This window comes from Synechococcus sp. BIOS-U3-1 (assembly GCF_014279975.1).
Lineage (GTDB): Bacteria > Cyanobacteriota > Cyanobacteriia > PCC-6307 > Cyanobiaceae > Synechococcus_C.
In genome coordinates, this window is the sequence record NZ_CP047936.1 from 1,689,806 (window position 1) to 1,707,314 (window position 17,509).

Below are 17,509 nucleotides of genomic sequence, written 5' to 3' on the forward strand. Positions count from 1 at the left end.
TGAGAGCCGCCTGGGGAATGGTGATGAAGCCAAACCTATGGGCCTCATCAATCTGCGAGCAAGCATCAGCGCGGCCTCAGTGCTGAACGCAGAACAATGCGTGATTACGCTCAAAGGGAGACCAACTCTAATCATCACTAGTACCAAGGGTTCTCAGCACTCCCAAACACTCCCTTCAAATGCCACGCCCTGCAACAAAGCCACGCCTGATCAATGGGAAGTATTGGGCTGTCAAGACGGTCAAGGGCGTGAAGCTAAGCAAGTGCCTAGGAACCAACAAGGCACAAGCGCAACGTGATTGGCCTGCTGCCTATGCATCGTTAGGCGCTGAACGCACAAGGCGTTACGACCCAATGGAGCTGATCAAGATCGTCACTCCAGATGGTGATGAGATGCGGCGGGCCATGGATATCTTCCCTGCATCTGAGTTGACCTATGACCCGCTTGCCAATGCAGAGCAACCAACAGCTGATGCTTGGGAACAGGCGCTTGAGATCACTCGAAGACGTGCCCTAAGACGACAGCACAAGCAGCTGAGTAGCAGCTGGGAAGCACAGATCAGGATGGTCAGGCCATACCTGCCAAGAGGTGTCTCACCTGAAAAGATGCAGCCGCAGCACATCAGGCAGATGATGTTGGCAATGGAAGGTGATGGTCAAAGTGACAGCACCATCAGCACACGCATGGCAACGCTGTCTGGTGTGTTCACTTCATTGATCAAGTCGGGTCTTCACCCAGACCTGTTGAACCCATGCTCAAGGGTTGACTATGTGTCGCGGGTGCAGCGGTCACACCTGACAGCAACTGAGGACCACTACCGACAGATGCTCAGCTCAGACATCAAGAATGATCCATTGCTGTTAAGGATTGTCTTCCTTGGTGTCCGTGTTGGTGAAGCCATCCACGGGAGGGTTGAAGGGGATACTTTTGTGATTGAACCTATTGATGGTTGGTCTCCGAAGAACAAATCATCAATCAGAACTATCCCAATCCCTGCATTTCTACGTAACTCAATAGTGGATTGTAATGCCGATGCATTTGGGAATGTATTTAGAAAGGCAAGAGAGGATGAGCAACTAGTACCGCATTCATTTAGGCATGGGTTTGTTCAGCTAGCAAGACAGCTACACTGCAACCCATTAGTGATTGAAGCAGTGTTAGGCCATCGCCTACCTACCGCCATGATGGAAGTGTATGGATCAGGCTATGCGGTGGGTACAATGAGAGAGGAAATGCAAAAGATATGGCAGCGCCTGGACAAGATGCTTGTGAAAACCTGAGAGCTAAACAATACAACCAACAGAACAACAGATACAAACCGCTAAGTAACTCCATGACAACGGCGCTAACTAGCAGATCATTACATCATGCATCAACATCAACATCAACAAAATAAGAACCATGAGGAAACAGCATGGACAAACAACTGAATGAACAAACAACAATCGAGTCAAGCAAGCATTATCTAGATCTGCTGAAGAGAGCAGACACTACGACCTCAAGACGTGATGCTATCCATCAGATTAGAGAGGCATCCAAGCTTGAGCAGCTTGCTAAGCACTAAGGCTGAGGTCATGACAGTTCAGAAAAGAACACGCAAGAAAAAGACGCTGTTAAGCGGCGTGTTGAGTAGTTGACGACGCCCCATATTTAAGGCATTAATGAAGTAATACAGAACAATTTAAGGTTGCAGGCAAAATATGGTCAGTTACAGCAAAGAATTCATCAAGCGATTGCGTTTGCGCCATCGTGGATACAGCGCACTCCTAATAGCACAAATTATTTTTCTGATACTGCTCCCAGTAGCCGAACGATACCCAGCCTTACAATCTTGCCTGAATATAGCCCTGGCCAGCATATTACTCGGCCTAGTTAGCCGATATACACAAATCAAAAAACTGAATTCCTTCTTTTTTGGGCTTGGTATTTTAGCTATAAGTCTTGAAGTTATTTGGCGCTTCAGCCTAGGATTTTTTCCAGCCATGGGTCATTGGCTGACGCCTGTACATGTCTTTATTTGGATCTTATTTTTTATGCTAAGCATTTTAAGGCTTATAAAATCACTTATACGCGAGCCATTCGTGACTGTTGAAGTCGTAATGGCTGCCGTAGATGGTTATCTGTTAATTGGCGTAGCTGGTGGCGTGTTATTGACGGCAACACTTGAGATGCATCCCGCTGCATTTGACATCAATGTTTTAACCAACTCTAATGCATACGATGGCCTAGGAAATATATCGAATCCAGTGAGTATTTTTTCGCCAGTGTTAATGGCGACTGCTTTTAATATTTTGACAACAGTTGGAACAGGAGTTGTGAGCTCAGGCGATACAACCTCACAGGTAATCGTCACGATTATTACAGTTAGTGGTCAGCTGTATATAGCGATTTTGATCGCTTTTATTCTAGGTCGGTCTCGTTCTCGTTAAATACTTGAAGCAGACAAACTGAGGCGTCTCTTCCTCAAACCATCTTGTACTTTGTTCTGTATATCCTCTAAAAAGGTTACTTGGCGGATACACGCCAATCGTTACACCATCCCTAAGCCATTCATTCTTGGCATTGCTTGCTTCTTCTCTTGAGCCATAGCTATTTGAACAACTGACTAAGGTAAGAAGAATTAGAGCCGCTGATAGTTTTGTCATAGATGCTCAATAACGGAAGTGTTTGACTACTTCCATCTTTCCTCTAGCACCATCTCTATCTCTACAAGTCATATCTACTGCTGCCTTATTTTTACAAACTAACCATTGCTTTTCAGCTTCATCTATGTCACAGTGCCTGGCAACTACTAATGCTTCAATTATAAAACCGTCTTTATTGCTTAACCTTGACTTTTGATGAATGCCATTATTTGCTTTGATCTGCTCTAGTGTCGTGTAGGGGTAAGTTTTGGTGATAACTTCTCTGCTGTTGTTAGTGCTTCCATCGCGAAGTGTGTAAAAAGTTTCGTGCTTGTATCTCAAAAAGGGTGATTCTTACAGAAACCATTAATTACAAAGGTATATAAAATTCCAGGGTATTCAGCTGTTCCCCCGTCAGTACTGTCAATGATTTCTGTATAAACAGAGGACAAAGAGCCCCTATCAATAAAAATACTATATTCCTGGAATGTATTATTGCCATTCCTTTGATATGTATCCCCAAGAACCGGACGTCTTTTTCTGACTAACTTAATTTGGTTTCTTGTTTCTTCAAAGGAATAAAAGATAGTCTCTGAAGCGCGGTCTACAATAGCTTCCTTTGTATCTGGGTTGAACTCAATGGTGTATGGGTCATCCTCTCCAAACATGTTTTGCGATTCACAATCATCATTGAAATAATCTTCTGGCTCACATATTGGTCTCTCAACCCTTTTTTTTCCGAAGTACTCCATTAACTCATTGGCTTCATAGATGGCCAATCCATCATTTTCATGGCACAACAGCCTTACAGGTAGAGATAATGCAGGAGATGCTGAGAGGACCAGAGCACCAAGGAGGATTGATAATCTCTTCATTAGCTTCTCGTGCGTTGCTTTAATTTAGCTCCTTAGCTTATGAGAGGTGTCTGTGCTCGCTGAGAGCGCGCTGTAAGGCTCTACAAGGCCTCTATGAAGCACCCTTGTGTATGGCTCGAATCACCTATGCACTAGCTCTAATAAAACGTCTTCTCGCAACACTACTTTCGACTTCTTCTTTGCTGGGCGTTATGCCTGCTCAAACTCAATTGACTAATCCTTGTTCACCGGAATGCGATGAAGCTGGGTGCAGAACAGCATGCGAAGATTATGGCGCAGGAATTAAAGGGTGCATTTATCTCAACGTGATTTCAAGGAATTACCCATATGTCACCTTTAAGACAAGCTATGAAAGAGAAATAAGTGAGGCGAATTGTCCGCAGTTCAAACTGAGAACTCTTCGCGTAGAGGATGGAATGCCTTCTCGTTGGAAACAGGTGATACCAGGTTCACTTGATTATGCAAAACTTATGCAGGCTTGCACCCTCAAAAAACAATAAAAAAGTCTGAAGCCATACAAGAGCGCGCGCTGCAAGGCTCTCTAACAGTCTTCACGGCTGAGTAAGCTACATTTATAAGGCAACTATTAGTGCCTCCTGTAGGAGCTTGTAGAGGCCTCAGAGATGACTCAATAGCGGAAGTATGAGAGTAAATCTTGGCGTTGTCCCATTCCTTCTTCTCCATCTTTTGACTGCTTGCCAGCTTCTTCTTGCAGACAAACTGACGCGTCTCCTCCTCACACCATCTTGTACTTTGTTCTGTATATCCTCGAAAAAGGTTGCTTGGTGGATAAACGCCAATCGTTACACCATCCCTAAGCCACTCATTCTTTGCATTGCTTGCTTCTTCTCTTGAGCCATAGCTATTTGAACAACTGACTAAGGTGAGAAGGATTAGAGCCGCTGATAGTTTTGTCATAGATGCTCAATAACGGAAGTGTTTGACTACATTCCAGTCCTCAGAGTGGCTTTCCGCTCGCGTCCAGGTTCCATTCTCTATCTTTCTATTCTCTTTACCTAAAACCTGGTTTTCTGCTGTCTCTTCTTCACACGAACGACTAAACACAGGAACTACTCCGTTTTTTTTCAACTTGATAACGCAGTTGTGATTTATTTACAAAAGTCGTAGATGCACCTCTACCCTTCCATTCATTACAGGCGCGAACTGCCTGCTCCCTTGATGGATACTTTCCACAACCTACTAGTCCTAGTAAAAGAAGGAAGACTGATAATCGGATCATTGGTTCAAAGCTTTCTCAAATACTGAAGCTTCAACTTCTTTGCACATGCCAGTCACCTTGAATGAAACCGAAGAATTATCGTCACGACTGAGAACATTCACAGTCATTTGCCCAGGAGGATCTACTTGCAAAAACATCGACGCGGAAAGAGAAACTCCATCCACTAACTTTTCATCGTCAACACTATAAACACCATTAACAATTTCCACTTCCTTCCATTCAGCATCATCTTCTGACGTCATGACTCGGCTGTTTATCAAGTCAACTTTGCTAAGCAATACATCGGCACCCTCATCGCTCTCTATAACCTTATTTGCCCTAAGATCCTTGCTTATCTTGCTAAACTTAGTATCACATTGTAGATAAAGAAAGTCATCAGCTAATGCAGTTGATGCTGAGAGGAATAGAGCGCCTAGGAGGACTGATAATTTCTTCATTGGTTGAGCGTCTATTAATTCAAGTAAGGTCTAATTAAGCGCTGTGCCTCATCTTCTGAAAGACTCATCTTATTGCAATCAGAGTTCAAATAAGGGAGTATTACTTGCACAGCTTTCGATGCTTTATCAGATGACGATGCCCATGAATAAGCAGCATTGAGTTCTGGATACACGCTTAACATATAATTCATTACTTCTTTTGCTTCCTCTTCTGTCATTTTTCCCTTCCTTACAAAGCAGTCTGTACCTGCTAAAGCTCCTACCACTGTTGATCTATTAAGGAACCGTGTGTCATCTGCTTTAACTGGTAAAGCCGACACCATTAGTGCTGTTAGGAGTAAAAGAGCTTTCATTAAAAGTGAATCTTTTCACAACCGTAGCAATACTGATTAGAAATGACAAAAATTAGTCACTAGCACAATACCTTGCTACCCTGTTTCTATCAACTACGGCTGAAGCAATAATGACTGAAACAAATACTGAGCACGATAGAGGCATTATTTCTACAAGTGGTGATAACTCATTTGTACTACTACTTCAAACAATTGGCGGTGGTGGTAGTTGGCGATCCCAAATCCAAAACCAAATCCAAATCCAAATATCTGATCTTGTTACTAATGGCAATGGTGGAAGCGTTGATGTTGACGGTGCTGGTGCTCAAGACGGGATGATTGCTACAAGTGGTGCTGGATCAAAGTCAGTGGTACTTCAAACAGTTGGCGGTGGTGGTGGGTTTGCTTCTGCGACTGACTCTGTTACTGGTCAGGACATACAAACCGAGTTGACTCAACAACTTCAATCCTTACTCAACGGCTCAAGTTTTATTGGTGCTATTACTTCTGACGGTAATGATCAAGCGATTGAAGAACTAATAGGAGACATTCAATCCTCCGGTTTTGTTCTAACGTCGGTCACAGGCAAATCTATTCAAATTTCAGCAGATCCAAGCTCAACTTTAATCCAAGAAGGTATCACTGATGAATTTAATTTTATTCCTTCAGTTCTTGATGGTGGTCAGTCCTGGTTTAGCTTTCCTGTAGAACCTGGTGGACCTATATCTGAAAATCTTACTGAATATGTTGATCAGGTCGCATTTGTAAGTATTGAAGGTGGTATTGAAGCTAAGGCTGAAGAGGGTTACAACTTGATGCTCCTTTTTGGAAATCTAGTTCCTCAATAAATCACAAAAATTAGTCAGACTTATCCGCACCTTATACAGGTAGAAGAGGAACTAGGCGTATGCTGCAGTAAATAAAGGGAAAAGCAATAAGCAGTTTATACAAGGAGAACCAATCCGCAGTGTATACAGGGGGAACCAATAAGCACCGTATACAGAGAAAAACTGAGTCAAGGAAAAGACTTAAACACCCATAGGACTACGTACTCATCATCATCAAAGTGTTCCATATAGAACACAAGTATATATCTAAACTAATGACAGTAATTCTGAAAGACATAGTGCCTCCAATAATCGAGGTGTCAAAGCTGGGATATGCAGCAGTCGTTGTTTACAGTCTTTTATTCCAATCTGCTTTTCAAGACAGGCGGTATGAAAAAGGTAAATATGAGTATCGGCGTGATTGTGGAGGAACTACGACATGGTCACACAAAGCGCTGGCTGACACGCTTGGAATGGGCAAGAAGAAGGTTCTTGAGTCAGTTGATGCACTACTAGACAATGCATTTATTCAACTGGTTGGACTGATTCCATCATCGAAATGAAGTATGAATAGAGTCTATCGCGTTACGCATCCCATAATGCTTGAAACGGTCCGTGCCGTTATTCCGATGATGCCTTATCCACCGTCGGTTGCAGCCAAAAAACTGACAAAGGGTGGTGGTTCAAGTACTGAAGAGATTGTCTCCAATGGCGACTATGGACGAGAGGTTGTCTAATGACTTATCTATTCAAGACATGATCGACGTCACTGCATGACATCTGATTGCCAGCTGTAATTTGAAGTCAATGACGCTGGTAAAGAGCTGACAACAAAGCGATGACATTGTATCTATACAAAGTCCGTTCTCAGTAAAGCAAGCACGCGAAGCGTGGGAGCTTTCTGTACTGACACAAACAGCACCTAAATCATTTTTTACTTATGTCTAGGTGAACGAATGAACGAGCGAGCGAGCGAATGAGTAAACAGACATCTTGAATGAACCAACCATTTATCTATATCTTGGTGAATGACTGAACGTACGAGCAAAGCGAATACGTGAAGGAGTAATTAATACCAACTTCAGCTATGACAGTAACGAAGGGATAGACAAGGGTAACTGCAAGTTGAAGTACATCACTGCATTGTTATTGGTACGCCCACTAAGCGTGCAATAAACAAACCATCATCATTCGGTGACTGGGATACATTTAAAATACCTGACTATTTATCTGATCTGATCTGATCTGATCTGATCTGATCTGATCTGATCTGATCTGATCTGATCTGATCTGATCTGATCTAATCGAAGTCTTAGCCATGGTCAGCAGCAGTGACACCCTTACTCCGGGCACCATCCGGCCTGGTCCTTCTAAAAGGAGCTGGGCAGGCCCTCCCATTTGGGGCTACTACAGGCGTCCTAGTTTTGTGGGCATGTCGGTTGATCACGGGGTTTACAACTCGCCCGAGTCAGAGAGGCCGTTGTTCCTGGACGTGGCCACAGGGATGACGGTCATCGTCAAACACGACCTTCAGACCGGAGAGAAGGCCGAGAAGGATTGGTGGATGGGGCAGGTGATCCACTGCGGTGGAGCTGCACGAGACCCGAACATCCACAACCTGTTCCAGATCGCCGATGTGGATTCAGGCGTGATCCGCTGGGTCAACGCTGATCTGGTGATGCACATTTTGCCGAGGGAGCCAGGGCAATAAAAAACCCCGCACTTGGCGGGGCGTATTACTGGCACTGCATCAACTTAATTTAGGCAAGCACTTCATCGTGCTGAGCATGGAATTGGTCTTGATGATGTGGCTTGGTTGGATCAGATTGATGTAATCCATTGAAGATAGGTGCCGTAGCTGGCTGATCAGTCAGGAGTGGTGTGGCTACATCTGCTTGAAAAGGGAGAATGACTTCGGGGTTAGTGATGAAATCTGTATCGAAGATAGGTGCCGTAGCTGGCTGATCAGTCAGAAGTGGTGTGGCTACATCTGCTTGAAAAGGGAGAATGACTTCGGGGTTAGTGATGAAATCTGTATCGAAGATGTCACCAGATACACCCCCGAAGCCTGCTTCCATAGTCCTGCCGGCGTTGTCGATAGTCCCGATGACCTCAGCTGTTTCGCCAGTCAAGGAATCAACAGGATTGTTCTTCTGCAGGTACTGATTGAGTATGACATCAACGAGGTTGTCGAATTCGCTCCCACGGGTTGCAAAGATCTCCAGTGCCTTGATATACGAGCTGGTGTCTGCTCCAACCGTGAATCCTGCTTGTTCTGCGTTAACGCTGAGTGAGCGGGCACGGTTGGCAGCCTGCTTGAATTCGCCGGCATAAATGTCTTCAATGAAGGCCTTGGCGTCTTCCCTCACACTCTGACCGCTGCCAAGGTCAGAAAGAGGAGCGATCGATTTCTCTGCCAGAGCAACAACTGATTTGGAGCTTGGAAGCGCAAGATCCTCCCAGTAAGCCGATCCCTTCTCGGCCATCCTGGTGAGCACATTCGGCACAACTGCGGAGCGGATCAACAGCTTCTCTGTGGCTGTTTTGAGATCGCCGGCCATCAGAGCATCAAAGCCGCCGTTGAATTGATCCTTGATGTCAGTGAGGCCAGTGCTGTCGCTGAGATCTCGAACCTTGGAGTAATAGCCATTAGTGCGCGAATTCAGCACTGCATCTGTGATGCCAGTGAGTGCCTTGCCTTTTGGTGCCCCGAAGGAAGCCTCATGACCAAAAGCACCGTGGGTGTCGCCTTTTGCTTGATCCACAGCGTTGGCAACAGTGTTGGTGAGAGGGGTGACGGCAAGCGCATGCTGAACGCCCTCGCCGATGTTTCCTTTTTGGAAACTGCGGATTGCAGCGCCCTGTCGTTCCTTCATGTTGGTCAGGCCAGTGCTGTCAATCAGCTCTCGTGCGAGCGTGAATCCGCCATACGTGATGCTGTTGATGGCGTTATCGATTGATTGAGAGACGACTTCTGGCTCGTTCTGTAGCTGTTCTTTGACGACACCAATTTCGCGGGCCTGCTTTGGATCGGTCTGGGCCACTACCGCCTGAACAACGGCAGTTGTGCCATCAACCACCGAGGTTTCGCCGGAAGCTATAGCAGAACCCTCTTTGACAGCAGTGGCGATTGGGCTGTTGGCACCCGCTACGGTCTTGACAACGGTATTGACCCCTTCCTCGATGGGGGTTTCACCGGAAATCACATTGACGGTGGTGTCGATCGCCTCACCGATGCTGGTTTTTTTAGCGGCATCGAGAAGTGCATCGCCGACATCCTTGCCATTGGCGATATCAACGACACCTTCCACAACGCGCCCAATGGAAGTGTTCTTAGCTGATTCAACAAGATCAGTGCCGTACTCCTCCCAGTTTTTTTCACCGGTCGCGACTTTGACAAGACCGGTGACACTTTTGACAACAGGAGATTCGGTGACGGTTTCAACAACGGCATTGAAAGCTTCTTCTGGAGTTTTTTGACCTCCAATGACTTCAACGGTGGAAGTAACGGTTTTGACTGCGACATCAACAACGGAGACAGCAGCAACAAAGAGTTGAGCAAACATAATGAAATCAAGAAAGTAACTTGGGGTTGGGGGTGATGCCCCCTCGACTCCTTCAAGATCACAGCCCCTCTGGTGAACCCCACTACAGAGCTCTGGTGAAGCACTGGAATAGTTCTGGTGAGCTTCTGGTGAACCGCTCAGATCTCAGTAAGAGAGTGGATTCGAGTCACCACAGCCATGAAAAAACCCCGCTCGTGGCGGGGCGTCATGTTTTAGTTGCTTGTCTTTGACTCAGATGTCGTCACCGCCTGGATTTGCACTACTGCCGAGTCGGAACTCTGGATGAACAATGCTCTTGCCTCCACCAAAGATGTCCTTGATGTCTTTCCAGGTGAAGCGATCAGTGCAAATTTCCCCATTAGGACCCGCCACTACTCCACCAGAAATAGTGGTGAGTTGATCAAGAGTGAGTTCGTTGTTGGTCATGGGTTTGAGGTTGTTGTGGGGGTGTTTCCCCCTGATGAACACACCATCTCTCGAATCAATGGCTTGAGTTATGACCACCATCAAGCAGTGCTGTGATTTTGCTCACAGGTGCTGAAAGGCAATAAAAAACCCCGCTCGTGGCGGGGCTGGTGATCAGAATGTGAATGAGGCGATTGGTTGCGCAGGAGTTATGCCAGGGGGCCACGACCACCATTTAACCATTCGAAAATTCGAAGCGTGGGGGAGTTATTCCGGACGTTCTCATACATGAACCGAGCGGCATCCTGCCCGAAATTGCCACCTGCCACGCATTCAAGCTGATCAATTGTCAGCTCTTGATCGAGCAGTTCAGTGTTGTTGTAGTCAGTGTTGAAAGTAGTCATTGTTTTAAAGGAGTGATTTGGGGTTGGGGGTGTTGCCCCCTCGACTCCTTCAAGATCACAGCCTTTCTGGTGAACCCCACTACATAGTTTTGGTGCAGACCCCAAGATGTTCTGGTGAGCTTCTGGTGAATCGCTCAGAGTTCATTGTCTGACTGGGCTAGTTCACGCGGGGGCCGGTGACGCCGAGGCTTCTGGGCAGTAATCCTTTCTGGAGTGCGATGCAGGCATATCCAAGTGCATCGGCCATGTGGCTTTGATCCCGTAAATCCCCGCAGAAATTTCTGAGGCTTCATTAAGTACCTACACGGATCCTGAATAACCCACACGCCCCCTTGCGTGCCTGCTGATCCAGGTATGTGCCGTTACAGATCTGTTCTACTTCTTTCTCGGGGCGGTTCGCTGTCGACTGTGGCTAGAGACGCGTTCCTTTGAATCGCGTCTCCCCAAGCCAAGCCAATCAGTGGTCGATGTAGTGCTTTGACAAAGGAAGTCAACTCTTTCCCTTCGCCAGTAGTGGAACCTCTTGCTTGACCCATGAGGTCACACTTTTAGGAACACTAAAGGTCACACTATCTGTGCAAAAGCCGCATCCCTTGATCGTAAATGTCAGTTGCGTATTGGGTCCATTGACCTTGTCCCCAGTATCTAAAACAGCTTGTTTCCAATAGCAGCAGATGCATTAGTGCATCTCGAAATGCTGGTGACTGTGACAAGCGTGGTTGCTCAGAGAGCTGCTGATCGAACTGCTGATGAAAGCTTGCGCTGAAGCGTTGCATGGGTTGGAGCACATTGTCGTATCCCTCAACCCAGCTGAGGTTGTTGGTCCATGAAGCGCCTTCCATCGAAAAACCATCGTTGGCAGACCTGAGCTCTTCGATGCTTGCCGCAGTCTTTTCCACTCCACCCGACGCACCAGCCCTTTGCCATAAACGATGTTGGTGCACAGCTTGGATGGGGGGAAGGTCGCTCGTCTTCAGTCCCAGTGCATCGAGCTGTTCAAGATATTCCGATCCATTGAGTGCGGCTGTACCAGTGTTGCTGTCTCGAATGCGGCGATTGGCTTGACGGAAGGCTTCCGGAAATTCATTCATCATGACCCCACCGTTTTCTCCGTCTGCGATTTGACTAACGAGAGAAGGGAACTCTGTGTTGCCAAGCCGTTGGCAACTGAGTCCAAACGCCTCCTCACACGGTTGCATCTGCCCGACGAGTTTGGTGTCGGACCCCTGGGTTTTGATCAAGGCTGTGATGCTGATCTCCTCGCCTGAGGAGGAACGGGCCACCAGCCTGTTGGGAATAAAGCGCTGTTGGCAACTGAGGGGAGAACCATCCAGCTGCTCCACGCTGTGCTCCTGCACCAGCAGCCAGCGATAACCGGCTTCGCGCAGGCTATTCACTAGAGCAAAAAGAGTATCCGGGTGATTGGGCAGGTGCATTTCCGGCAGTGAGAAACCTCGTACTCGCTGGAGAGCGTTGTCGCCAAATAGATCGGCGAACTGGTGTTGCCAGGCGCTGATCTGCAGAGCCAGATCTGGAATGGGAGTGGAGGGTGCAACAGCATGGCTCCAGAACGTGCCTAGCCATTCCACGTGCCTGTTCATTTCAGCGTCGCAGGCCAGGTAATGAAGAGCTTCCGTAATGTCTCGGCGCTCCATCTGCGTGACGCCCCAGAGCAGATTTCCTGAGTAATCGAGCATGATTCTCGGATCGCAACCCTCTCGGATCAACTCCGGGATCAGATTGGCCATGCGCTTGTAGCAATCAGCGAAAGGTTCAGCGTTGTGGTTATCACCTTCATCTGGGTGCTCCAGCATGTACTGCAGGTGAGAGATCAGTGCTCCATTGAGACCTGCAGGCACGGTGGGCTGATGCATGTGCAGGGCGCAGGCGAAAGCCGACTTCAGACTCTTAACTCCGCGTTCGGTTGATGATGGCCAGTTCCGGCTTGATTTCTGCATCAAGGTGAGCAGTTCTTGCTCTCTTCCACAGATTGCAGGATGGTGTGCTGACTTGACCGCCATGAACGCTTCTTTTGTTGAGCAGAGTGTGATTGATGCTGGTCGTGATAAGGAGCTGTTTGGCTCGCTTGCTGCTTCGCTCGATATACTTGCTTAGTGAAGATTGTTCTGCAAAAACTCTGCAAAGACTTGTTCAACAGTGCAGCAGATTTAGCTGAGCAAAGCTTGTTTGAATGGCATGAATGAACCCCCGGAATTCAGAGTTGGTGCTGAATTCCGGGGGTTTTCCCCAGCAATTTGCTGGTTTGGTGACCGCACCATCCCGATGAATGGAACGGCCTAACTCGCTCGTTTGTTCATTGGCTTCCTGTCTGAATCTGAACGTGAATCCTGGTTGAATTCGTTGCGAAGGACAGTGGGTGAAGCGAAAGAAAGTAGAAGCGAACAATCCTGCTGTGAGCCTCTGGGACCAGGTTTCCGTGAGGTTTGGCTGATCGGATCGGCCTTGATGACCCGATCAATTGCACCTCATCTTTGTTGGGAGAAACGCTGGAGCAGTGACTGACAGCCGAATCGCTTCTCAGATCTGCTCAGGTGGAGTGTCTGCCGTCATCCGGTACCTCCGATTGGATGTACCCAGTGTTGATCTTGTGTGGACTGTTCGGCAATCAGTGCAATCACGCATTCATTTCCTGTCAAGGACCGCTTAAGCTGAAGGGTCTGTGACTAGGTTCTTGCTAGTTCTTTGTACTGGAGAGGAGAGTCAGCATCTGAATAGGGAGAGTGGTCTCCATACGAATTGCACTTGATGTGATTGATTACTGAGTGGCGCCCGTATTCCCTTCAGAGCACGCACTAGCCAGTCCGTGAAGCATTTGCCTGCTGAGGTCGCCCCTACCAGCTGATGCCTCAGATCAGTCTTCAAGGATCTCAGTGATCCTCATCAGCTTCCACTCGGCTAATCCATGGCACGCTTCCCTGATCTTCTGAGAAGAAATGCGGGCGTTGATCCCCAAATACCTTTGAGTGTTTTCGATTTCTGCTGTGCGTTGCTCTGACGACTACTGGCTGATGGCGAGAGAAAAGGACAGGTCAGGAGCAAGACCCGGAGAAGCCCTCTGTGAAGAGCAAGAGAGGGAGTATGGGGGGCTTTCAGCGTCCGTGGAGGTAGGTAATTGGTATTCGGAAATTTCCGTTCAAATGCTCTGACCCCAGGTGAAACACTGAATGGGGGATGTGGATTTGATTGATTCGGAAGATGGTGAAGAGGTCCAGGAGAGATGTCCCAATGGTGGATTGGCACTGGTCTAAACCTTCAGCCTCAGCACAACTGATATGCAATCTATGCATAAAAACTGTGTGTGTTAATCTCAATGAAATATTGAATTAATTCTGAATGCAAATCTTGGATGTAAATGGAAATACGACTATTGAAAGTGTTGCGTCAGAAGGAGCTTCAATATTTCTCATCCACAATGGCAACAGGGTAAAACTTCAATATTTAAGTTATGCTCAATCGAAGGGCGGGAGTGACGGAGGGCCATCCGGCTGGATTCCTATTGCTGCAGAGACAGATAATGGCGTTTCCACAGTTGTAATTAGATTTACGTATAGCTCAGGTCTCAGCGACAGTCTTTATCAAGCAATTGATTTTGCGAAAGACTCTGGGAAGGTGATTAGAATTCATGGAAAAGACAATACTTTATATCCTCTGGGAGAGACTCCTGGCGATGTAAACCAACTTATTTTCTGGGGTGCAGACGCGACTAAATTTTTTAATAAATTTGGCTCAATTATATCTCCTAGAACATTTCTTAGTGATGCACGTGATTCCCTGACTGGCCAGGCCAACTTCAACATAGCTTTAATGGGAGGCAATGACTTCCTTGAGGTTACGGGAGGTTCTAATAACTTTGCCAATGGTAATAATGGCGAGGATTACATTGTTCTTCGGGGTGGTCAAGGTAGATACCTTGGCGGTGCTGACAACGACCGGCTTGAGGTTTTTGCCGCTGAAGCAGGTAGCCAGGTCAACGGAAACAGAGGAATGGATGTTGTCACCGGAAGCGTTGATGGTGTGATTTACCGAGGAGGGTCTGAGAATGACACCCTTCAAGTCAGTGCTGGCACTGTGTGGGGCGATAAAGGAGCAGACACATTCCAAGCAGTCACTGGTGCGGGTGTTGCCGTTGTCCAGGACTACACAGTGGGAAAAGACTTTGTTCAAGGCATCGCTGGAGGTAGCTTCACGCTCACTGATCAGGGCTTGTCCTACGGCGTTGGCAATGACCAGATGCTGTTACTCCTGAATGTCAATGATGCGTCTCAAGTGAGCGTGATCTGAAGACGGCAATTTGTCGGGAAGCCTGAAGCCATGAACACGGGGCTGAGAGCTATACAAAACCCGAAAGGGAAAAGCAGGTGGCTTTGAGTAGTCGCTATCGATCTCCCGACTGTACATTCACAAGTAAATAGAATATTTCTATTGCTTCAATACGCCAGCAACCGTTAGTGCTGCTTCTGTTAATAGACATCTTTTATTTAAAAAAGTCCTAAGGCACGCCATTCTGCTCTGATCATCGTAAAAATTACCGGAAAAAGTTATTGACGTGTCCTCAAAGTATAAGACAACTGATTTAGTGAAAAGCATCGTAAAGGTGTCAATCTTTGTTATATTCTCATAGTTACAGCTACTCAAGCCAAACGCTCCGCAATACTCGATATGGTTTTCGTATAGCCTCAGAGCCGGAGCTAAAGAGTTATTACCCAAAGCAAATAGCTTTGGCATAAAGCTCAAGCCATTAAAGCTAGCGCGTAAAGTGGAGTCAAAAATAGGTTTTGTCTTGTTCAAGTTCAGCTTTTGTCTATGCAGTAAAAGTAATAGTAACAGCAAGATTAGAAATTGTCATTGACAATATGGTCGGGAAGTGGTGTCCCTATCAATCACCCGATATAAACATCAAACCAATCACATACCGCCAAGTGCGGGGTTTTTAATGCCCTGGAGCCATGGCGTCCACGGCTTTCGGGTGAGCTAGTTAATCTCTGCATCTCAACAGAACAATCGAACTGCTGAAACAGGGCTCGTGTTGCGCTTAATTGGAGCCCATCACATTTTGCTATCTCATATTTCTTGAGTGCCACCTTTCAGATAACAAAGGTCTGTCCTTGAAATCTCTATTGGCTGCAAGAGCTCTATATTCTCCGCAGGTGATAGGTCTATGCCGTCTGGCGTGATAGCAGAAGCCGGATGCTATTCAATTTTCTGCCTTAGAGAAGGTTCAGATAGCAGTCGTTGAAGATCCTTCTCTGGCTCCTGCAGAACACCTCCGTACCTCCTTAACGCAGTGCTGTGGTCATTTGTCTGACCTCGCGTCATCGATCATCCAACGTTCACCGAATCTTCAGCAGCGGTGGATGACCATCAAGAAAGTAGTCATCTTTTATTCTTCAAGTTTGCAGCGCTCCAGCCTGCTCCAAAAGCAAAGATGATTGCTGCATAAGCATTAGGGATAATGACTCCCTCTTTCACCATGGAAACAAATGCCATGACAAGAAAAGCCAGCCACCAATAAAAAGACCAGTCCCTTTTCTTTTCTGACACGGTAGAAATGGTGGCAAATGAATTCACTCTAGGAGCTAAGAGACCAGTCGAAGCACTCTGATCTTCCTTTCCAAAGGTTGGCAAATGAATTCGGCGGCCACTACATTCAACCACATTCATCCATCCCAAACCTTTGACGACGACAGCTCAACTCATTTTTCCTGAATGAGTTGTTTCAAGAAAAGTCTCATGGTTGATCCGTGCAATCCGGCGCAGCCCCATCAACGAGAAGCAATGAGAGCGATTAAACAACATTGACTGCTGGAATGCTTAGTAACAGCCACAGAAATCAATTCGAGTTTTTATTGAGAGCGGCTACACAACCTTCGAAAAAGGTATGAATTTCCCTCAAAAATAATAACTATAAACTCATCAGACTCAACAACACCCTCGTATTCAACGCAAAAAGAATCAACAAATTGATCAGCGGTATCAATTCCATTTTGCATTAAAAGCTCGAGAAATAAATTGTTCTGAACTTCCCCAAGAATGTAGTAGGTCTGTTCAGCAATCTCATCGATCAGCAACTGTTGCTGCAAAGGTTTTTCCTCATACCAGTCCGCATACCTCTGTCGCTCCTTGAGCGATTCACGTGAGAGACCAGCACTCATTAGCGCAGCATGGTCGCTGACATGAAGTCCAGAACGCTCAGTTCAAAGAGGGCAGGAATCACTGAATTTTCACAGTCTTTGAAGGCATCCGATCGGATAACAATCCACACCCGATCAAATAGCAACAACAATGAAGGAAAGCCAGAATCCAACACTGCTGTCTCAAGGACGACCGGCTCGAGCTCTCAACTCAACCGGTGGAACGGGAGCGCCGACGCACCACCCGGCGGCCGTCAGGTGTCTGTTCGACTTCGGGGGCAGAGTCTGCGGAGTTTGCAGACATTGTCACGTCCTGGCCTTCAGGCTCGTTCTCAGGGGGTTCCTGTTCAGCGATCACGCCGACCACCACCGCCGCCTGCACCTGATCATGCAGGTCGCCGATCACCATCAGGGCTTTGAGGGTGAGCTCAAGCCGAGACTCCCTTGGTAGGCCTGGACGCAGCTTCTTGACTGAGCCCCAGAGCTCAAGTGCCACCTCTCTGAGGAGTTCCTTTTCTGCCATTCGAGCCCGAAGCGATCCGTCTAATCGATCGCATCAACCTACCGTTCAGAGTGCAGCCTGACTCAGCTGAACAGAGAATTGACCTCAGACCCTGGTCCGAATCAACCGCTCAAAGTCTGCTGCA

The 17,509-nt window shown here is 47.0% G+C and carries 20 protein-coding genes; 9 read left to right on the plus strand and 11 right to left on the minus strand.

Features of this window, described 5'->3' with window-relative positions; translation table 11 throughout:
* The first annotated feature begins 179 nt into the window (after positions 1-179).
* Both SynBIOSU31_RS09130 and SynBIOSU31_RS09135 read left to right on the plus strand, forming a co-directional pair.
* Positions 180-1,280, plus strand: a complete 1,101-nt coding sequence (locus SynBIOSU31_RS09130; RefSeq protein ID WP_186489367.1) for a site-specific integrase — start codon at positions 180-182, stop codon at positions 1,278-1,280.
* A 420-nt stretch (positions 1,281-1,700) separates the two neighbouring features.
* Positions 1,701-2,429 (plus strand): hypothetical protein, encoded by a 729-nt coding sequence (locus tag SynBIOSU31_RS09135; protein ID WP_186489369.1) that lies wholly within the window; start codon positions 1,701-1,703, stop codon positions 2,427-2,429.
* 222 nt (positions 2,430-2,651) lie between these two features.
* On the opposite strand, the gene SynBIOSU31_RS09140 is transcribed toward SynBIOSU31_RS09135, so the two are convergent.
* Positions 2,652-2,966: a hypothetical protein gene (locus tag SynBIOSU31_RS09140; protein WP_186489371.1), complete on the minus strand. Its 315-nt coding sequence runs from the start codon at positions 2,964-2,966 to the stop codon at positions 2,652-2,654.
* Positions 2,963-3,499 carry a hypothetical protein gene (locus SynBIOSU31_RS09145; protein WP_186489373.1) on the minus strand — a complete coding sequence of 179 codons (537 nt, stop codon included), beginning with the start codon at positions 3,497-3,499 and terminating at the stop codon, positions 2,963-2,965. Before SynBIOSU31_RS09145 ends, SynBIOSU31_RS09140 begins: the two co-directional genes overlap by 4 nt.
* Before the next feature lie 110 nt (positions 3,500-3,609).
* Between SynBIOSU31_RS09145 and SynBIOSU31_RS09150 the strand changes: the two genes are divergently transcribed.
* Positions 3,610-3,999 (plus strand): hypothetical protein, encoded by a 390-nt coding sequence (locus tag SynBIOSU31_RS09150; RefSeq protein WP_186489374.1) that lies wholly within the window; start codon positions 3,610-3,612, stop codon positions 3,997-3,999.
* Positions 4,000-4,735: 736 nt separating this feature from the next.
* On the opposite strand, the gene SynBIOSU31_RS09155 is transcribed toward SynBIOSU31_RS09150, so the two are convergent.
* A complete protein-coding gene (locus SynBIOSU31_RS09155; protein ID WP_186489376.1) occupies positions 4,736-5,176 on the minus strand; it encodes a hypothetical protein in 441 nt (146 codons plus the stop codon).
* 14 nt (positions 5,177-5,190) lie between these two features.
* Positions 5,191-5,529, minus strand: a complete 339-nt coding sequence (locus SynBIOSU31_RS09160) for a hypothetical protein (protein WP_186489378.1) — start codon at positions 5,527-5,529, stop codon at positions 5,191-5,193.
* 110 nt (positions 5,530-5,639) lie between these two features.
* Between SynBIOSU31_RS09160 and SynBIOSU31_RS09165 the strand changes: the two genes are divergently transcribed.
* From SynBIOSU31_RS09165 to SynBIOSU31_RS09175, 3 genes are all read left to right on the plus strand, one after another.
* Positions 5,640-6,356, plus strand: a complete 717-nt coding sequence (locus tag SynBIOSU31_RS09165; RefSeq protein WP_186489379.1) for a hypothetical protein — start codon at positions 5,640-5,642, stop codon at positions 6,354-6,356.
* A gap of 296 nt (positions 6,357-6,652) precedes the next feature.
* A complete protein-coding gene (locus SynBIOSU31_RS09170; RefSeq protein ID WP_186489380.1) occupies positions 6,653-6,898 on the plus strand; it encodes a hypothetical protein in 246 nt (81 codons plus the stop codon).
* A 755-nt stretch (positions 6,899-7,653) separates the two neighbouring features.
* Positions 7,654-8,046: a DUF3104 domain-containing protein gene (locus tag SynBIOSU31_RS09175; protein ID WP_370593617.1), complete on the plus strand. Its 393-nt coding sequence runs from the start codon at positions 7,654-7,656 to the stop codon at positions 8,044-8,046.
* 49 nt (positions 8,047-8,095) lie between these two features.
* Here the strand turns inward: SynBIOSU31_RS09175 and SynBIOSU31_RS09180 are convergent, their stop codons facing one another.
* Complete coding sequence (locus tag SynBIOSU31_RS09180; RefSeq protein ID WP_186489381.1) at positions 8,096-9,901, minus strand: hypothetical protein; 1,806 nt, start codon at positions 9,899-9,901, stop codon at positions 8,096-8,098.
* 35 nt (positions 9,902-9,936) lie between these two features.
* On the opposite strand from SynBIOSU31_RS09180, the gene SynBIOSU31_RS09185 reads away from it, so the two are divergent.
* A complete protein-coding gene (locus SynBIOSU31_RS09185) occupies positions 9,937-10,131 on the plus strand; it encodes a hypothetical protein (protein WP_186489382.1) in 195 nt (64 codons plus the stop codon).
* Between the two features lies 1 nt (position 10,132).
* Here SynBIOSU31_RS09185 and SynBIOSU31_RS09190 read toward each other — a convergent pair whose 3' ends face one another.
* From SynBIOSU31_RS09190 to SynBIOSU31_RS09200, 3 genes are all read right to left on the minus strand, one after another.
* Positions 10,133-10,408 (minus strand): CCRG-2 family RiPP, encoded by a 276-nt coding sequence (locus SynBIOSU31_RS09190; protein ID WP_186489383.1) that lies wholly within the window; start codon positions 10,406-10,408, stop codon positions 10,133-10,135.
* A 107-nt stretch (positions 10,409-10,515) separates the two neighbouring features.
* Positions 10,516-10,710, minus strand: a complete 195-nt coding sequence (locus SynBIOSU31_RS09195) for a hypothetical protein (protein WP_186489388.1) — start codon at positions 10,708-10,710, stop codon at positions 10,516-10,518.
* A gap of 569 nt (positions 10,711-11,279) precedes the next feature.
* Positions 11,280-12,668, minus strand: coding sequence for a glycosyl hydrolase family 57 (locus SynBIOSU31_RS09200; RefSeq protein WP_255477449.1), 1,389 nt, complete (start codon positions 12,666-12,668; stop codon positions 11,280-11,282).
* On the opposite strand from SynBIOSU31_RS09200, the gene SynBIOSU31_RS14800 reads away from it, so the two are divergent.
* Both SynBIOSU31_RS14800 and SynBIOSU31_RS09205 read left to right on the plus strand, forming a co-directional pair.
* On the plus strand, positions 12,583-12,825 hold the full coding sequence (locus tag SynBIOSU31_RS14800; RefSeq protein ID WP_255477469.1) for a hypothetical protein: 243 nt from the start codon (positions 12,583-12,585) through the stop codon (positions 12,823-12,825). The two genes, SynBIOSU31_RS09200 and SynBIOSU31_RS14800, sit on opposite strands and share 86 nt — an antisense overlap.
* A gap of 1,239 nt (positions 12,826-14,064) precedes the next feature.
* Positions 14,065-15,012 carry a hypothetical protein gene (locus tag SynBIOSU31_RS09205; RefSeq protein ID WP_186489390.1) on the plus strand — a complete coding sequence of 316 codons (948 nt, stop codon included), beginning with the start codon at positions 14,065-14,067 and terminating at the stop codon, positions 15,010-15,012.
* Between the two features lie 1,092 nt (positions 15,013-16,104).
* Here SynBIOSU31_RS09205 and SynBIOSU31_RS09210 read toward each other — a convergent pair.
* The 3 genes from SynBIOSU31_RS09210 to SynBIOSU31_RS09220 all read right to left on the minus strand — a co-directional run bounded on the left by SynBIOSU31_RS09210 (position 16,105) and on the right by SynBIOSU31_RS09220 (position 17,385).
* Entirely contained in the window at positions 16,105-16,392 is a 288-nt protein-coding gene (locus SynBIOSU31_RS09210) for a hypothetical protein (RefSeq protein ID WP_186489391.1), read from the minus strand.
* A 182-nt stretch (positions 16,393-16,574) separates the two neighbouring features.
* Positions 16,575-16,883 carry a hypothetical protein gene (locus SynBIOSU31_RS09215; RefSeq protein ID WP_186489392.1) on the minus strand — a complete coding sequence of 103 codons (309 nt, stop codon included), beginning with the start codon at positions 16,881-16,883 and terminating at the stop codon, positions 16,575-16,577.
* A gap of 190 nt (positions 16,884-17,073) precedes the next feature.
* On the minus strand, positions 17,074-17,385 hold the full coding sequence (locus SynBIOSU31_RS09220) for a TIGR03894 family protein (protein WP_186489393.1): 312 nt from the start codon (positions 17,383-17,385) through the stop codon (positions 17,074-17,076).
* Positions 17,386-17,509 lie beyond the last annotated feature (124 nt).

What these genes read in the sequence shown, in the direction of transcription:
- SynBIOSU31_RS09130 (WP_186489367.1), top strand. Translation starts at nt 180, where the DNA reads ATGCCACGCCCTGCAACAAAGCCACGCCTGATCAATGGGAAGTATTGG.
- SynBIOSU31_RS09135 (WP_186489369.1), top strand. Translation starts at nt 1,701, where the DNA reads ATGGTCAGTTACAGCAAAGAATTCATCAAGCGATTGCGTTTGCGCCAT.
- SynBIOSU31_RS09145 (WP_186489373.1), bottom strand. Translation starts at nt 3,499, where the DNA reads ATGAAGAGATTATCAATCCTCCTTGGTGCTCTGGTCCTCTCAGCATCT.
- SynBIOSU31_RS09150 (WP_186489374.1), top strand. Translation starts at nt 3,610, where the DNA reads ATGGCTCGAATCACCTATGCACTAGCTCTAATAAAACGTCTTCTCGCA.
- SynBIOSU31_RS09155 (WP_186489376.1), bottom strand. Translation starts at nt 5,176, where the DNA reads ATGAAGAAATTATCAGTCCTCCTAGGCGCTCTATTCCTCTCAGCATCA.
- SynBIOSU31_RS09160 (WP_186489378.1), bottom strand. Translation starts at nt 5,529, where the DNA reads ATGAAAGCTCTTTTACTCCTAACAGCACTAATGGTGTCGGCTTTACCA.
- SynBIOSU31_RS09165 (WP_186489379.1), top strand. Translation starts at nt 5,640, where the DNA reads ATGACTGAAACAAATACTGAGCACGATAGAGGCATTATTTCTACAAGT.
- SynBIOSU31_RS09175 (WP_370593617.1), top strand. Translation starts at nt 7,654, where the DNA reads ATGGTCAGCAGCAGTGACACCCTTACTCCGGGCACCATCCGGCCTGGT.
- SynBIOSU31_RS09180 (WP_186489381.1), bottom strand. Translation starts at nt 9,901, where the DNA reads ATGTTTGCTCAACTCTTTGTTGCTGCTGTCTCCGTTGTTGATGTCGCA.
- SynBIOSU31_RS09185 (WP_186489382.1), top strand. Translation starts at nt 9,937, where the DNA reads ATGCCCCCTCGACTCCTTCAAGATCACAGCCCCTCTGGTGAACCCCAC.
- SynBIOSU31_RS09190 (WP_186489383.1), bottom strand. Translation starts at nt 10,408, where the DNA reads ATGGTGGTCATAACTCAAGCCATTGATTCGAGAGATGGTGTGTTCATC.
- SynBIOSU31_RS09195 (WP_186489388.1), bottom strand. Translation starts at nt 10,710, where the DNA reads ATGACTACTTTCAACACTGACTACAACAACACTGAACTGCTCGATCAA.
- SynBIOSU31_RS14800 (WP_255477469.1), top strand. Translation starts at nt 12,583, where the DNA reads ATGTGCAGGGCGCAGGCGAAAGCCGACTTCAGACTCTTAACTCCGCGT.
- SynBIOSU31_RS09200 (WP_255477449.1), bottom strand. Translation starts at nt 12,668, where the DNA reads ATGCAGAAATCAAGCCGGAACTGGCCATCATCAACCGAACGCGGAGTT.
- SynBIOSU31_RS09205 (WP_186489390.1), top strand. Translation starts at nt 14,065, where the DNA reads ATGCAAATCTTGGATGTAAATGGAAATACGACTATTGAAAGTGTTGCG.
- SynBIOSU31_RS09210 (WP_186489391.1), bottom strand. Translation starts at nt 16,392, where the DNA reads ATGAATGTGGTTGAATGTAGTGGCCGCCGAATTCATTTGCCAACCTTT.
- SynBIOSU31_RS09215 (WP_186489392.1), bottom strand. Translation starts at nt 16,883, where the DNA reads ATGAGTGCTGGTCTCTCACGTGAATCGCTCAAGGAGCGACAGAGGTAT.
- SynBIOSU31_RS09220 (WP_186489393.1), bottom strand. Translation starts at nt 17,385, where the DNA reads ATGGCAGAAAAGGAACTCCTCAGAGAGGTGGCACTTGAGCTCTGGGGC.